We start from the raw sequence: 15119 nt of genomic DNA, 5'->3' as shown, positions 1-15119 counted from the left end.
CCGAACAATTTTGTCAAAACAATGTCGGCAATAATAAAGATTAGAATGATTGATTAGTCGCGGAAATTAGTAAATTGAAATGGTTGACCTAACTCACCATTTTTAACTAGTGCCATAGTTGCTTGTAAATCATCACGTGATTTTCCAGTAACCCGAACTTGGTCACCTTGTACTTGTGCTTGGACTTTAATTTTACTATCTTTGATTAATTTAACTATTTTTTTAGCTAATTCTTTATCGATACCTTGTTTCAGCTTAACTGTAATACTATAAAACTTACCACTATGTTCCATCTCTTCTGGAATTTCCAGCGCGCCACCATCAATACCACGCTTAGCTAACTTATCACGTAAAATATCCAGTAATTGTTGTACTTGGAAATCTGATTGGCTCGTCGCTTTGATAGTTTCATTTTTCTCATTAAGCTCAAATGATGCTTCGACATTTTTGAAATCCCAACGTGTTGCCAATTCTCGAGTCGCATTTTCGACCCCATTTTTGACTTCTGGCATTTGAATTTCTGATACAATATCAAAAGAAGGCATAAATTTTCCTCTTCTAATCGTTATAAGATATAACTCACTTTAAACAACTCATTTTATTGCTACCGTAACATTTACGGTAGCTTTAATAGATAGATTAATAAAATTAATCAATAGTACGAAGTAATTCGTTAATACCGACCTTACCTAACGTTTTAGCATCTACTTTTTTAACGATTACTGCACAATAAAGGCTGTATTTACCATCTTTAGTTGGTAAGTTACCTGATACCACCACAGAACCAGCCGGTACGCGACCATAGTGAACTTCACCAGTTGCACGATCATAAATTTTAGTACTTTGTCCAATAAATACACCCATTGAGATAACGCTGCCCTCTTCGACAATCACACCTTCAACAATTTCACTACGAGCACCGATAAAACAGTTATCTTCAATAATAGTTGGATTTGCTTGTAATGGCTCTAATACACCACCAATACCAACGCCACCAGATAAATGGACATTTTTACCAATTTGTGCACATGAACCTACAGTTACCCATGTATCAACCATAGTCCCTTCATCAACATAAGCACCGATGTTGACGTAAGAAGGCATTAATACTGTATTGCGAGCTACATAAGCGCCTTTACGTGCAATTGCTGATGGAACTACGCGGAAACCTTCTTGTTGGAAACGCGCTTCATCATAATCAGCAAATTTTAACGGTACTTTGTCATAATAATTAGTTGCGCCACCATCAATAAGTTGATTTTCATTAATACGGAATGAAAGCAACACTGCTTTTTTTAACCATTGATGAGTTACCCAATCGCCATTAATCTTTTCTGCGACACGCATTTTACCGCTGTCTAATAAAGCGATACATTGATTAATCGCATCACGTGTCACTGTATCAACATTTGAAGGGGTAATTTCAGCACGACGTTCAAATGCTGCCTCAATAATAGTTTGTAATTGTTGCATTTCTCGTTTCCTTTAACTTAAAGTCCGTTAGCAAATTTAATTGGCCTAACAGTATAATATAATATGCCGCTATTTTTAAGTGGTTTATCTTATCATTAAGATCTCTCAAAAAAAGTTAATTATTTGGAATACCTTTCACAAAATCTTAGTAAAAGTTAATACCGTGATTTTATTTGGATATAAAGTTTAATTCTCATTAAATTTCTCAATAAAAAATAATGCAAAACAGCGGATTTTCTTTATTAGAGCTTTTATTAGTTATCAGCATTAGTGCTATTTTGGCCGCAATTGGTGTACAACATTGGAAAGAATTACAACTGCGTAATGAACTAACAACCACCACAAAACAGCTTGCCTATTTTTTAGAAGAGGCTCAAGCAAGAGCTTACAACACTAATGAAAACTATCACGTATATTATTTTTTTAAGCCTTGGTGCATAAGTATTGGCAAGGGCGAAAAACCAACCACTTGCCAAGAAGGCACCGCCTATTTTATGAAGCCTAATAATTCTGTTGAATTGAGTGATTTAACTGATAAAAAAACCATCTCCTTTTGGGGCCGGAAAAATATGGCACAAACGGGGACAATCGAATTACACAACGCCATTGGTACCACGCAAATTATCATTTCTTATCGAGGGCGGATCCGATTTTGTAAGAAAAATAGTTATTTACCCGGACTACCGCGATGCTAAAACAAAATGGATTTTCATTATTTGAAATAATGTTAAGTATTGCATTTTCCAGTTTAATATTTATAGGTATCACCTCATTCTATAGTAAATTACAATCGATATTGTTGGAAAAAAATTTGCATATTCATTTAGAAAAAAATATTCATCAAGGTTTAGCTAGTATAACCAAAGATCTAAAACGTGCTGGATTTATTGCCAATAGCCCCGAAAAAATGAAACAATATCCAATTGAAATCAATACTTCAAACAATTGTTATATTTTCCGTTATGATAGTGAAATTCGCAATGATTGGATTTATGATCGTAATGCGCCAAGTAAATCAGACATCTTTGCTTATCGTTTCTACAAAAATAATTTGGAATATAAAGTAGGTTCAATAAGTTGTGAGGGTGTAAATTGGGAGAAAATATTCGATCCACATGACATTAAAATAACGCAATTTTCAATAAAACAGCAAAACAGCTATTTTGTAATAAATATTGCTGCTCAATTAAAGAAAAACAAAAAAATAATCTATCAAACGGTAACCATTATCAAAAATGAAAATCCATTTTAATAAAAAAACAACGCAAGCCGAAGGTTTTAGCACGCTAATAATGGTAATTATCCTAACCATTGTCGGCCTCATTTTATTAACCGGTTTTCAGGCTCTAGTTAATTCATTAAAAAAAACCTATTTGATTGAGATTCAATATTATCGTCAGTTTAATCAAGCAAGCTCAAGTTTAAATTGGGCAAAAAAACAGGTTTGGCAACCTCCGAGTGAGCAATGGCAATGTTTATTAGATAATCAATATCAATTCAAGGCTTGCATCAAAAAATCACGATTAAAAATCGATAACTATACTCTACTGAGAGCTCAAGCTGATGACTATTATCTTTATATGTTAACGTATTTTGCTGATAATCACTTGATTATTGAAAAAGGCCATTGGCTAGATTATTGTCCAGAAAAAAGGCTCGTTGATTGTGAATAGTAAAAATATAGCCGGATTCAGCTTAATTGAAGTCATGATTTCTTGCTTAATGTTTGCCATCATTATGCTAGGTTTTAGTGGTTATTTAACCGCAATCATTAGTCAACACCACTATTTCCAAAAACAGTTTAAAGCGGAACAAATCGCCTTTGCTTTACTTGATAGTTATCCTCATAATGTACAGCAAATCATACCAAATAATTGGCAATATCAAGTTTATAGCCAACCTTATGGTAGGTCTTGTCAGATGGTTTTTGTTAGCGTCACCCCTATTCATCACAAAACGATTAAACAACAACGTTTTTTATGTGATTAATATTTATGTCCAAAAATAAATCGCGCTTTTTATTTTCAATTCTTTTATTTCACGCCACGGCAATATCCCATCCCAGTTGCGCTAAATCTAGTGTAATGAGTTTCACACCTTTAGGTAAAAAATGACGAACACTAGCTGGTACAAAAGCAATTCCATTTTTAGCGGCAATTAACGCTAAAAGCGTAGGAAGATCATTAGTTGTTCCTCCTTGTATTAAAGTCACATTAATTCCTTCAAGCATTAATTGGGTTTGTTCAGTTAAACAAGGGGGCTAAATCTGGATTTATCTGCAATAACGGGTGCGTTGCCAGTATCTCGTTAATATTACCGGAACTCACTTTTACCTCAGTTGGTACCGCCAATACAATATACTCTTTAGATAATATAATTGAACGCAATGATTCTGGCACCGGCATCCGGACAAAACCAATATCGAGTTCACCTTGCATTAACAGATTTATTTGCTCACTAGAAGGTAGTTGTTTAGTCACAATATGACATTCAGGGGATCCATCAGAAAAAGTCCGAATCCATTTAGGCACCTGTTGAAAACAAGAGATACCAAAACCAATTGATAAGCATTCATTCGCTTTTTTCTTAATATTATCGGCAAATAACAGGAATTTCTGATGTTGTTGCAGTAGTTTTTTAGCTTCGGGATATAACGCATTGCCTATTGCAGTCAATGTTGCTCCATTCCGACCACGGATAAACAGTTTTTGATCGATGACTCGTTCAAAAGATTGAATTTGTTTAGTTAACGCTGGTTGTGTTATGAATAGCCGGTGCATATTGTGTCGGCATTGGTAATGCTGAACTGATCCAACATGGTGCTCAAACCGCAATTGCTAATTTTTCTAAAGTCAAAGTTATGAACCAAAACAACAATGATATTCGTATCTGGTTAGATAATGAACATAAATTGATTTATAATAAATAAATCACACCATAAAGAATAAAAGAAATACGTATTGGCTAATACTGCTTATACTATGACTATTCATGTTGGTTGATTGAATTTACCAAACAACCAATCTTATTTTTTAGTGTTACTGCTTATTAAATCATGCAATCTTTAGTTTCAATTAAAAAATAAAAATCAGTAACCATCAATTAAGCAATGGTGGTACTGATTAATTTTATTGTGGAAATAATTATAATCAGTCAGCTAACCAATGATATAAATGTTGCAATACTTGCTCTGTTTTTTCAGCATGAACATTATGACCAGCGCCTTCTACAATATCAATTTTTGCATTGGGAAATTGATTAAATATAGCTGGATAATTTTTATCAGTGATATAGCTAGAATTACCACCGCCAATAAATAACGTTGGTATGGCACTGGCTGAAATAGTTTGCCAATCACAAATATTAGCATACTGATTAATAATTACATTAGCATTAAATAGCCAACGTTCATGTTTAAAGGATTTGAGTAAAAATAAAATCGTTGGTTCATTCAATCCATGTTGTCGCATAACTTCAGCGATTTGCTTTCTATCAACTAATTGTTGATCAATGCATTGTGCCAATGCTTTTATGACCGGAGTATTAATTGTTTGAGTATATTTAACTGGCGCAATATCAATTGCACAAATGTTGCTAATCAGTTGCGGAATAAGTTGGCTTAATTGTAAAGCAACTTTGCCACCCATTGAATGACCAATTAAGATTAAGTTCTGTAATTGCAAACCATGGCATAGTTCCGCGATATCTTCCGCCATAGCTTGATAATTCATGATATTTGACCATGGCGATTGGCCATGATTACGTAAATCAACTTGTATAGTTTGATAATTTGCAACGAGGTCTTTAGCTAACATGTTTAAGTTATCTAAACTACCAAATAGCCCATGCATTAATAAAATCGGTTGTTTATTGCCTTGTAATTTATAATTTAATTTCATGTTTTAACTCTTTATTTATTGTAACTGACTTCAATAGCCAGTCATTGATGAACAATTCAATAACCCCTAAAAGCATAAGTATGATAGAATTTAGTCTAAATTTTTCAATTAATATTAAGCCATATGTTTCAAAATAACCCATTACTCGCCCAACTTAAACAAGAATTTGCAGAACAAAAACCTTATGTTGAAGGTATCGTCCGAGCACACGAAAAAGGATTTGGTTTTTTAGATGTTGATAATAAAAAAAATTATTTTATTCCTGTTGCCAAAATGAAGCAGCTTTGCCATGGAGATAAAGTATCGGGAACCATCATCAGCAATAATGATAAAGAGTCATTTGAACCTGAAATATTAATTGAAAGTAGCTTACAAAAATTTATTGGTAAAATCGGCTTTTTAGATCGCGCTATGGTGATTTATCCTGAAAATATGCCAACTAAGTTTGCCATACGTTGTCAAGTTAACACCGAAGTTAAGCAAAAATTAACCGAAGGTGATTGGGTTGTGGCAACATTACAATCGCATCCATTGCAAAAAGATAAACAACAATTTCTTGCTCAAGTAACACAATTTATCGCAAGTTCTGATTCAATTTATCAATTATGGTTGAAAACCTTAGCTCGTTACCAATTAGAGGATAATGCACCCCAAGCTGAATCATTCATCATTTCTGAAAGTGAACAACAAAATCGACAAGATTTAACCAATGTGTCGTTTTTCACTATTGATAATGAAAATACCGAAGATATGGATGATGCAATTGCTATTTGCCAAGATGAAATGGGTAATTATAACTTAATGATAGCTATTGCCGATCCTACGGCTTATATTTTACCTGATAGTGAGCTGGATAATATTGCCAAAGTTCGTAATTTTACAACTTATCTTCCCGATTTTAATATTCCAATGTTACCTAAGCAATTGGCTGATGATCTATGCTCATTAAAAGCCAATCAAAAACGTCCAGCAATGGTATGTAAAATTCACCTAGATAAAACGGGACAATTTACTGCTGAGGATATCCATTTCACCCCGGTTTGGATTGAATCCAAAGCTAAGCTTTGTTATAACAATGTTTCTAATTTCCTTGAAAATCAAAGTGATTTAAATATTGCTAACACAGAAATTAAAACCCAATTGAAATTGTTAGCTGATTTAGCAAAAGTTCGTATCAATTGGCGACAACAAAATGCATTAATTTTTAAAGCAAACAATGATTATCGATTTGTACTTGATGATAATCGCCAAGTGCAATCAATCCTCAAAGAAGAACGCGGCATCGCCAATAATATCGTTGAAGAAATGATGATTATTGCTAATTTAGCTTTGACCTTATATTTAACTGAAAAGATTGGTACCGGTGTCTTTAATACTCATTCAGGCTTTGATAGTAAGCACATTGAACAAATTTTAAAAATATTAGTTGATAATGGCATTTCTGATTTTGATAAAGAGTCACTAACTTCATTTGAAGGATATATTAGATTACGCCGATTAATTGATAATAATGATTTTCTATCAACTAAGTTGCGTAAATTCCAAAGTCCTGCTGATTTTTCGATAACGCCACAACCCCACTATGGTTTGGGGTTTTTGGCCTATGCCACTTGGACTTCACCAATTCGCAAATATGGTGATATGATAAACCATCGTTTACTTAAAGCTTCTCTTAAACAGCAACCATTCCCTGCACCAACTAACGAACAATTAGAAAGTATGGCAGATCGTCGTAAGAAATTACGTTTAGCTGAACGAGATATCGCCGAAAATCTTTATAGCCAATACTTATACGATAAACAAGAGCAATGTTTTACTGCTGAAATAGTTGACATTAATCGAGGTGGGGCCCGAGTTCGATTAACAGAGATAGGCGCATTCGCATTTTTACCACTATCAATGATTCATAACGCTCGTGATGAAATAACCTTAAATATTGATGAAGGTTCAATTAAAATTAAAGATGAACTGATACTTAAACTAGCTGACAAACTATCAGTTGTGATCCATCAGGTTAAAATTGAAAACCACTCAATTATTGTAAAAATCGGTGAAAATAAATAAAGATTATCTTGTGAATTTGTCTTTTTTCACTCTAATTATTTAACCCTGATAATAATCAGGGTTAATCTAAATACAATTAATGATTTTTTTAACATTTAACCTCTTTTTTTTATTAAAAATATCTGCTATCTTTCACCGCTTAAAAAATAATAATTAGAGCGAGATAAACCGCAATCTAGGAGAGGAAAATGATATCAATTCACGGTCATGAAGTACTACAGATGATGGATGGAAACAATTATACCGAATCATCTTTACTTAATGCTATCCATGAAAAATTTGGTACCGAAGCTAGATTTCATACCTGTTCTAACTCCGATATGAATGCCGAGCAGCTTATTGCTTTTTTAAAAGCAAAAGGAAAATTTAAGCCAGCTTTAACCGATGATTCACAATTTACTGTCGATATTAAAAAAATATGCCGACATTAAACAAAATCGGCAAACGAATATTTAGTGCGTTTTTTACTAAATTAATGTAATCATCTAGTGTTTTTAAAAGAATAAGAGTATATAATTTCGCGTTACGACTTCACTACAAAGTGTTAAGTTTCTCAACCTGAAATTTCAACTCAAGAATATGTTCATGGAATTTGATATATGAAAATAAGTAATATCCTTACATGTGCCATTGTCTTTATTCTTGCCACAGGCTGTGTAAAAAACAATATGTCTAAAACAAAAAATAATGGCAAAAATATTGAAGTCGATCCGTTAACAATATTAAAAGAACAAACGGAACAAAATAACCCGTTTGTATCTAATGCCAAAAATCAATTACTTCAATTAGTTGGCGATAAACAATTTGACAGTTATATAAAAAAACAAGGTATTTTAGACTGTAAAGATGATAGTAACGAATCATCCTGTGTGTTAAATTTTTATCTTAACGAATTTTATAAGTTAAAATATGATATACAACTCAAAAAAGTGATTGAAGAAAATCAAGCCGAACATAAAATTGAGTTAAAAAAAATTAATCCAACCGACAATAACCTAAACAATTACTGTCAATGGTCAGCTGATTTCGTTGCCGCAGTTTACAGCAAAGATACCGAAAATATAACCAATCGCTATCAACCATTATTTAGAATGTCAGAACAAGATTTGGCTGCATTAAAAACTAAAATTCTCAAAGATAATTACTCTCATTTTTTAATAGATGAAAATCCAAGTATTCTTGATGAAATGAAAACCGATTATCTTGAAAATTGTTTAAGTAGCCCTAAAGACAATATTATCAATTACATTAATATTTTTAGATAATACTTAAGTGAGTCTTTTTTATGTACAATTTATTACCTATTAGTCGATTTAGTAAAACAATAACTTGCAAGATGTTATGCATAGCATCAATATCTTGTTTGAGTTTTTCTTCATGGGCTTTTACTTTTAATGATGTAGTGACAAAAGCAGAAAAATTATCAAAAAAGTCTTATGTCCAACCATCTAAAAATATTCCTAGTGAGCTATCTTCACTGCAATTTGCTGATTATCAAAAAATTTCTTTTAAACATGATAAAGCTTATTGGAATGATCGCAAAAGCCGCTTTAAACTTGAGTTTTATCATGAAGGTATGTATTTTGACATGCCAGTTAAAATTAACGAAATTGTCAATAACCAAGTTAATGAAATTAAATACGATCCAGATTATTTCGACTTGAGTCAACTTCATTTAGATAATTTAAATACCAAAAATCTTGGTTTTGCCGGTTTTAAAGTTCATTATCCAATTAACAAGCCAACAAAAACCGATGATGAAATATTTACTGCGCTTGGTGGTAGTTACTTCCGTGCCGTTGGAAAAGATCAACGATATGGCCTTTCTGCTCGAGGTCTTGCTATCGACACCGGTGAAATGTCTGGAGAGGAATTTCCTCGATTTAAAGAATATTGGATTGAACGTCCAGAACCAAATCAAAAGCATTTAGTCATTTATGCATTACTTGACTCTCAAAGTGTGACTGGTGCTTATAAAATCACCCTAGTACCAAGTATTGATACCACCGTTACGGTTGAAGCTAAAGTATTCTTCCGTAATTCAGTTAAAAAATTGGGTATTGCGCCATTAACTAGTATGTTCTTATATGGCCCAAATCAACCATCACCACTACTTAATTATCGTCCAGCAATGCATGACTCAAACGGGTTATCTATTTTGGCTAATAATAATGAGTGGATCTGGCGCCCCTTAAACAATCCTAAACGTTTATCTTTTTCATCATATAGTTTAGAAAATCCAAAAGGTTTTGGCCTAATCCAACGAGATAAAGGGTTTGATGATTATCAAGATTTAGATGACCACTACGAACTACGACCAAGTGTTTGGGTTGAAATCTTAAATGATTGGCAAAAAGGACGAGTTGAACTTGTCGAAATTCCAACAGCAGATGAAACCAATGATAATATTGTTTCTTTCTGGGTTCCTGAAAAGCAATATAAAGGCGGTGATCAACTTACTTTTAAATATCGACTACATTACACACTAAACGAACAAAATCGTTATCCGGCTAACGTCGCTAGAGCAGAAAGTACTCGTTTATCGCTAGGTGATATCAAGCAAGCCAATTTAATACGTAAACTTGATGGTTCTAATGCATATGTTATTGATTTTACTGGACCTCAGTTATCTGATAAAAATCCTGTTAAAGTTATTTCAAGTATTAATAACGGCTCAATTGTAAGTTGTGATTCCCAATACAATTCAGTAACTAAAGGTTGGCGTGTTATTATTCGATTCAACGTTGAAGATAACAAAAAAGCAACCGATCTGCGGGTTCAACTCGCTTCTCAAACGGGTGAAGTTTTGTCCGAAACTTGGAGCGGGCAATATCCTGCTCAATAATTATAATAATCAGCCAATAATATGAAAAAAGATTACTTCGAAAATCTTCCTGACGCCGAAATTTGGCGTCAGAAATCGGAAAACAATAACTCTCTTGCCAATGATGTCGATTTCTTAAAATATCGATTGAATCAAGTCGGCAACATTGAACATTTTAATGAAGCAAGACAACAGCAACCTAGTTATCCCAAAGTTGAACGTGTGTCAGTACAACCACAAATTTGGAATGAACGGTATACAGCTAAATCAAAACCTCGTGTGAATATTATCGCACTTATTCGTCGTCTAATTATGTTTGTGCTTATAGCAGTTCAAACATACTATGGAACAATTTATTTATCGTCACTTTTGCCGTATCAAAGCTGGCAAAAGATTAGTTTTATGGCTAATTGGGACATCAATCCTGAACTGGCTATCTATAGTATTATTCCTTATATCATACAGGGCTTCATTATTGGTCTCTTTGCTATTTTATTTTGTTGGATCTCAATCGGTTTTTGGACTAGTATCATGGGTCTTATTTTGGCAGTGATAAAAAAAGACCGTTATACCATTGCTATTCCAAATGATCCCGCAGCTCATATTGACGCAAAACATCGTACCGCTTTAGTTATGCCTATCTGTAATGAAGATGTTTCACGAGTATTCGCTGGACTTGAAGCCACCTATGAATCACTGGTTGAAACAGGACATGCTCAATGTTGTGATTTTTATATTCTTAGTGATACTAACGATCCTGATTTGTATGTTAATGAATTAAAGGCTTGGGCTGATTTTAATGCTAAAAAAGCAGATAATGGTTGTAATATTTTCTATCGTCATCGTAAACGCCGTGTAAAACGTAAAAGTGGTAATATCGATGACTTTTGTCGTCGCTGGGGCCATCAATATGAGTATATGATGATTCTTGATGCTGATAGTATTATGACTGGCGATTGTATTTTAAAAATGGTTGCCATGATGGAAATGAATCCAACAGCGGGTATATTACAATCACCACCAAAATCGGTCAGAATGACAACCTTATACGGCCGTATTCAACAATTTGCCAATCAAATTTATAGCGATATTTTTTGTTCAGGTACTCACTTCTGGCAACTAAGTGAAGCCCAATATTGGGGTCACAATGCCATGATTCGCCTCAAACCATTTATTGAACACTGTATTTTATCACCATTGCAAAAACGTAAAGGTCCGATTCATATCTTATCGCATGATCTGGTTGAAGCAACTTTAATGCGCCGAGCTGGTTATGGAGTATGGATTGCTTACGATATGAACGGTAGTTATGAAGAGTTGCCAGGTAATATGATTGAAGATCTTAAACGAGATAATCGTTGGTGTATGGGTAATCTGATCAATCTTCGATTAATATTCAAAAGTGGCATTACTTTAACTCATAGAGTTATGTTTTTAACCAGTGGTATGGCTTACATTTCATCATTATTGTGGTTGGTATTTTTAATTTTCTCAACACTATTATTATTAGTGTTCAATATTTCTGAACCACAATATTTTTTCCAACCAAACCAATTTTATCCAACTTGGCCAAGATGGGATGAACAATTAGCGATTCAACTACTTTCAACCACGATGGTATTGCTGTTTGCACCTAAATTATTTAGCTATGGTATTATTATAGCCAGAACAGGAGCAAAAGATGTTGGTGGAATATTTAAACTAACCTTATCAATTCTTATTGAAATGGTGTGGTCTATGATCCTTGCTCCAATCCGTATGATCTTCCATAGCAAATTCGTTGTTAAAGCATGGCTTGGTAGCAAAATTCAATGGAAGTCACCATCACGAAGTGATGATGCCTTAACTTGGGGGGAATCATTCTACTTTTGTTGGCCTTTATCGTTATTAGGAATTGTGTGGTTATGTGTGATTATTTGGTTAAACCCACAATTTACCTATTGGTATATCGCAATTTTAATTCCATTAACTATTTCACCGCTAGTAATTCGCATTTCTGGTTTATCCAGTATTGGTATGAAAGCTAAAAAAGCAGGGTTATTTTTAACGCCTGAAGAAACTCACCCTTCACGTGCAGTAAAACTCACTGGTGACTATTTAGCGCAAACCGAAGCTGCTTTTATGGAACATGGCTTTATTATGGCACTTGTTGATCCTATTTATAATGCATTAGCCTGTGCATTATCGACTTCTCGTCATTTACCTAATACAAAAAATCAGCAATTGCGCCAACAACTGATTGAGCACTATCAGCAAGTGGATTTAGAAAAAATCAGTAAAGAACAACAATTAGCGATTTTAGAAGACCCTATTATTCTTTCTGCACTTCATTGCCACATCTGGCATCAGCAAGAAAAATACGACAATTTGTTCTCATTATGGCAAAATGAACGCCAGCAATAAGAGATAGGGCTTAATGCCCTATTTCTTCTTTTAGTAATTAATCAAAATCCATGGATATTTTTTTATGACTTGGCAACCAACTGCATCAATTAATAATTTACTTAAGCGCGCTAAAATTGTATCTCAAGTAAGACAGTTTTTCGCTGATCGCTGTATATTAGAAGTCGAGACGCCAACCTTAAGCCAATATGCAGTAACAGATGTGCATCTGAGCTCATTTCATACCTTATTTTTAAAACCTGGTGAAACCAATGAACAACAAGGGCAGAAAATGTCATTAATCACCAGCCCTGAATATCATATGAAGCGTTTATTAGCGGCTGGCAGTGGCCCTATTTATCAAATATGTAAATGCTTTCGTAATCATGAAGAAGTGAGTCGCTATCATAATCCTGAATTTACCATGCTTGAGTGGTATCGTATCCAATTTGATATGATGCAAATGATTAACGAGGTCGATGATCTTCTACAAAACATTTTAGATTGCGAACCAGCCGAACGTATCTCTTATCAAAAAGCATTTCAACGTCATCTAAATATTGACCCATTGGAAGCTGATCAAGCAAGCCTAATTGATGCGATGAAAAAGCTTAATATCGAGCTCAATACTGATGATTATGATCGCGACACTTTATTACAATGCCTATTTAGTTTCGGCGTCGAACCTCATATTGGTCAAGAGAAACCGGTTGCAGTATATAATTTCCCTGCATCTCAAGCAGCATTAGCAGCGATCAGTTCGGAAGACCATCGAGTCGCCAGCCGTTTTGAGTTTTATTATAAAGGGGTAGAACTGGCTAATGGATTTAAAGAATTAACCAATCCGCAAGAACAAAAGATGCGTTTTGAACAAAATAATATTGATAGGGCTAATCAAAATTTACCGCCACAAAATATTGATATTGAGTTAATTGCGGCTATGGAAGCTGGTTTACCTGATTGTGCCGGTGTTGCCGTAGGACTTGACCGCTTAATTATGTTAGCACTTGATGCCATGAATTTAGACGATGTCATTTCATTCACTTTTGCAAGGGCTTGATCATGTTTGGAAGTTTAGGCTTAAGTGAATGGACAGCGATAATAATTGCTATTATCGCCGTTGTTTTATTAATCGCTTTATTAAAAACGCAATTTAGAGCCAATAATCTACATGCTTTATTTGATTTACAACTAAATCAAATAAAACAAGAAAATCAAGTTTTAACCACTCAAATAACACAGTTGGAACAAGAATTAAACCAATGCCAACAACAAAATATCGCCCAAAATATCAAAATTAGCGAGTTACAAACTCGTTTGGAAGAGACCATGAATGCGGCACAGCAACGGCAAACCATTCTGGAACAAAGTGAGCAACGCTTAACAACTCAGTTCGAAAATTTAGCTAATCGAATTTTTGAACAAAGCGGCAAAAAGATTGAGCAACAAAATAAACAAAGTTTAGATTTTCTACTTTCACCACTAAAACAACAATTAGAAAGCTTTCAGAAACAGGTTCAAGACAGCTTTGGACAAGAAGCCAAAGAGCGTCATACTCTCACCCATGAAATCCGCAATTTGCAACAGCTTAATGAATTAATGACTAAGGAAGCCACTAATTTAACTAATGCATTAAAAGGCAATAACAAAACTCAAGGTAATTGGGGAGAGTTTATTCTTAGTCAAATTTTGGATAATTCAGGACTCCGCTTGGGACATGAGTATCACACTCAGGTTAATTTAACCAATGAAAATAATCAACGATTGCAACCAGATGTAATTGTTCATTTACCTCAAGGTGGTGATGTTGTCATTGATTCAAAAGTTACTTTAGTTGCCTATGAACGTTACTTTAACAGTGATGACGATGATATTAGAACTAAGGCTATTGCCGATCATCTTGCTTCGGTACGTAATCATTTAAAACAGCTTAGCCAAAAAGATTATCACAAACTAATTGGTATCAATTCATTAGATTATGTTTTAATGTTTATTCCAGTTGAACCAGCATTTTTGTCAGCAATTGATCAAGATCCTACATTAATTAATGATGCTTTAAAAAACAATATTATGATTGTTAGTCCAACAACCTTATTGGTAGCGTTAAGAACTATTCATAATTTGTGGCGATTTGAATACCAAAATCGTAACGCCGAACTTATTGCTGATAGAGCAAGTAAACTATATGATAAAGTTCGTGGTTTTATTGAGGATATGGAAAACCTAGGTAACTGCTTAGATAAAGCGCAACAAACCTATCAATCTTCAATGAACAAACTATCTAAAGGACGAGGTAATGTTGTTGGTCAAATAGAACGATTCAGGGAATTAGGAATTGAAGTAAAAAAACCGATCAATCCTGATATAGCCCAACTATCAGTTGATGAACTTGAACGTGAACAAGAAGATTATCCATCTTGCCACGATACTCAATAAAACTAATCACAACTCATTGTGCAATGACGTTTTAATTAATG

Annotated in this window: 16 protein-coding genes; 11 read left to right on the top strand and 5 right to left on the bottom strand. The window is 33.9% G+C overall.

Annotation, left to right across the window (positions count from 1 at the left end):
• Positions 1–53: 53 nt before the first annotated feature.
• Together H3T80_RS00355 and dapD are read right to left on the bottom strand one after the other, a co-directional pair.
• The gene (locus tag H3T80_RS00355; RefSeq protein WP_110448333.1) at positions 54–545 is read right to left on the bottom strand and encodes a YajQ family cyclic di-GMP-binding protein; all 492 of its coding nucleotides are present in this window, start codon (positions 543–545) and stop codon (positions 54–56) included.
• A gap of 103 nt (positions 546–648) precedes the next feature.
• Entirely contained in the window at positions 649–1473 is an 825-nt protein-coding gene (dapD, locus tag H3T80_RS00350; RefSeq protein WP_065563367.1) for a 2,3,4,5-tetrahydropyridine-2,6-dicarboxylate N-succinyltransferase, read from the bottom strand.
• A 218-nt stretch (positions 1474–1691) separates the two neighbouring features.
• On the opposite strand from dapD, the gene H3T80_RS00345 reads away from it, so the two are divergent.
• Genes H3T80_RS00345 through H3T80_RS00330 form a run of 4 tightly spaced genes read left to right on the top strand, consistent with a single transcriptional unit; the run spans position 1692 to position 3462 of the window.
• Positions 1692–2168: a prepilin-type N-terminal cleavage/methylation domain-containing protein gene (locus H3T80_RS00345; RefSeq protein WP_110448335.1), complete on the top strand. Its 477-nt coding sequence runs from the start codon at positions 1692–1694 to the stop codon at positions 2166–2168.
• The gene (locus H3T80_RS00340; protein ID WP_110448336.1) at positions 2162–2725 is read left to right on the top strand and encodes a prepilin peptidase-dependent protein; all 564 of its coding nucleotides are present in this window, start codon (positions 2162–2164) and stop codon (positions 2723–2725) included. The genes H3T80_RS00345 and H3T80_RS00340 overlap by 7 nt, the downstream gene beginning before the upstream one ends.
• Positions 2709–3146 (top strand): DUF2509 family protein, encoded by a 438-nt coding sequence (locus H3T80_RS00335; protein ID WP_110448337.1) that lies wholly within the window; start codon positions 2709–2711, stop codon positions 3144–3146. The genes H3T80_RS00340 and H3T80_RS00335 overlap by 17 nt, the downstream gene beginning before the upstream one ends.
• A complete protein-coding gene (locus H3T80_RS00330) occupies positions 3139–3462 on the top strand; it encodes a prepilin-type N-terminal cleavage/methylation domain-containing protein (RefSeq protein WP_146208344.1) in 324 nt (107 codons plus the stop codon). Before H3T80_RS00335 ends, H3T80_RS00330 begins: the two co-directional genes overlap by 8 nt.
• Positions 3463–3511: 49 nt before the next feature.
• Here the strand turns inward: H3T80_RS00330 and H3T80_RS00325 are convergent, their stop codons facing one another.
• From H3T80_RS00325 to H3T80_RS00315, 3 genes are all read right to left on the bottom strand, one after another.
• A complete protein-coding gene (locus H3T80_RS00325) occupies positions 3512–3685 on the bottom strand; it encodes a hypothetical protein (RefSeq protein WP_181414689.1) in 174 nt (57 codons plus the stop codon).
• 31 nt (positions 3686–3716) lie between these two features.
• Positions 3717–4253, bottom strand: a complete 537-nt coding sequence (locus tag H3T80_RS00320) for a LysR family transcriptional regulator (protein ID WP_110448339.1) — start codon at positions 4251–4253, stop codon at positions 3717–3719.
• Between the two features lie 369 nt (positions 4254–4622).
• Positions 4623–5372, bottom strand: coding sequence for an alpha/beta fold hydrolase (locus H3T80_RS00315; protein ID WP_198199142.1), 750 nt, complete (start codon positions 5370–5372; stop codon positions 4623–4625).
• 123 nt (positions 5373–5495) lie between these two features.
• On the opposite strand from H3T80_RS00315, the gene H3T80_RS00310 reads away from it, so the two are divergent.
• From H3T80_RS00310 to rmuC, 7 genes are all read left to right on the top strand, one after another.
• Positions 5496–7436, top strand: coding sequence for an exoribonuclease II (locus H3T80_RS00310; RefSeq protein ID WP_198199141.1), 1941 nt, complete (start codon positions 5496–5498; stop codon positions 7434–7436).
• Between the two features lie 188 nt (positions 7437–7624).
• Entirely contained in the window at positions 7625–7867 is a 243-nt protein-coding gene (locus H3T80_RS00305; RefSeq protein WP_110448341.1) for a YecH family metal-binding protein, read from the top strand.
• Between the two features lie 168 nt (positions 7868–8035).
• Positions 8036–8701: a hypothetical protein gene (locus H3T80_RS00300; RefSeq protein ID WP_110448342.1), complete on the top strand. Its 666-nt coding sequence runs from the start codon at positions 8036–8038 to the stop codon at positions 8699–8701.
• A 20-nt stretch (positions 8702–8721) separates the two neighbouring features.
• Complete coding sequence (locus H3T80_RS00295; protein ID WP_232350061.1) at positions 8722–10281, top strand: glucan biosynthesis protein G; 1560 nt, start codon at positions 8722–8724, stop codon at positions 10279–10281.
• 21 nt (positions 10282–10302) lie between these two features.
• Positions 10303–12663 (top strand): glucans biosynthesis glucosyltransferase MdoH, encoded by a 2361-nt coding sequence (mdoH, locus tag H3T80_RS00290; RefSeq protein WP_198199140.1) that lies wholly within the window; start codon positions 10303–10305, stop codon positions 12661–12663.
• 64 nt (positions 12664–12727) lie between these two features.
• Positions 12728–13702, top strand: a complete 975-nt coding sequence (gene epmA / locus H3T80_RS00285; RefSeq protein ID WP_110448344.1) for an elongation factor P--(R)-beta-lysine ligase — start codon at positions 12728–12730, stop codon at positions 13700–13702.
• Between the two features lie 2 nt (positions 13703–13704).
• On the top strand, positions 13705–15078 hold the full coding sequence (gene rmuC / locus H3T80_RS00280) for a DNA recombination protein RmuC (RefSeq protein WP_198199139.1): 1374 nt from the start codon (positions 13705–13707) through the stop codon (positions 15076–15078).
• Positions 15079–15119: the final 41 nt, after the last annotated feature.

The sequence above is a fragment of the Gilliamella sp. W8145 genome (genome assembly GCF_016101145.1).
Lineage (GTDB): Bacteria > Pseudomonadota > Gammaproteobacteria > Enterobacterales > Orbaceae > Gilliamella > Gilliamella apis_A.
This window is presented reverse-complemented; position numbering and strand designations above follow the sequence as displayed.

What these genes read in the sequence shown, in the direction of transcription:
- H3T80_RS00355 (WP_110448333.1), bottom strand. Translation starts at nt 545, where the DNA reads ATGCCTTCTTTTGATATTGTATCAGAAATTCAAATGCCAGAAGTCAAA.
- dapD (WP_065563367.1), bottom strand. Translation starts at nt 1,473, where the DNA reads ATGCAACAATTACAAACTATTATTGAGGCAGCATTTGAACGTCGTGCT.
- H3T80_RS00345 (WP_110448335.1), top strand. Translation starts at nt 1,692, where the DNA reads ATGCAAAACAGCGGATTTTCTTTATTAGAGCTTTTATTAGTTATCAGC.
- H3T80_RS00340 (WP_110448336.1), top strand. Translation starts at nt 2,162, where the DNA reads ATGCTAAAACAAAATGGATTTTCATTATTTGAAATAATGTTAAGTATT.
- H3T80_RS00335 (WP_110448337.1), top strand. Translation starts at nt 2,709, where the DNA reads ATGAAAATCCATTTTAATAAAAAAACAACGCAAGCCGAAGGTTTTAGC.
- H3T80_RS00320 (WP_110448339.1), bottom strand. Translation starts at nt 4,253, where the DNA reads ATGCACCGGCTATTCATAACACAACCAGCGTTAACTAAACAAATTCAA.
- H3T80_RS00315 (WP_198199142.1), bottom strand. Translation starts at nt 5,372, where the DNA reads ATGAAATTAAATTATAAATTACAAGGCAATAAACAACCGATTTTATTA.
- H3T80_RS00310 (WP_198199141.1), top strand. Translation starts at nt 5,496, where the DNA reads ATGTTTCAAAATAACCCATTACTCGCCCAACTTAAACAAGAATTTGCA.
- H3T80_RS00305 (WP_110448341.1), top strand. Translation starts at nt 7,625, where the DNA reads ATGATATCAATTCACGGTCATGAAGTACTACAGATGATGGATGGAAAC.
- H3T80_RS00300 (WP_110448342.1), top strand. Translation starts at nt 8,036, where the DNA reads ATGAAAATAAGTAATATCCTTACATGTGCCATTGTCTTTATTCTTGCC.
- H3T80_RS00295 (WP_232350061.1), top strand. Translation starts at nt 8,722, where the DNA reads ATGTACAATTTATTACCTATTAGTCGATTTAGTAAAACAATAACTTGC.
- mdoH (WP_198199140.1), top strand. Translation starts at nt 10,303, where the DNA reads ATGAAAAAAGATTACTTCGAAAATCTTCCTGACGCCGAAATTTGGCGT.
- epmA (WP_110448344.1), top strand. Translation starts at nt 12,728, where the DNA reads ATGACTTGGCAACCAACTGCATCAATTAATAATTTACTTAAGCGCGCT.
- rmuC (WP_198199139.1), top strand. Translation starts at nt 13,705, where the DNA reads ATGTTTGGAAGTTTAGGCTTAAGTGAATGGACAGCGATAATAATTGCT.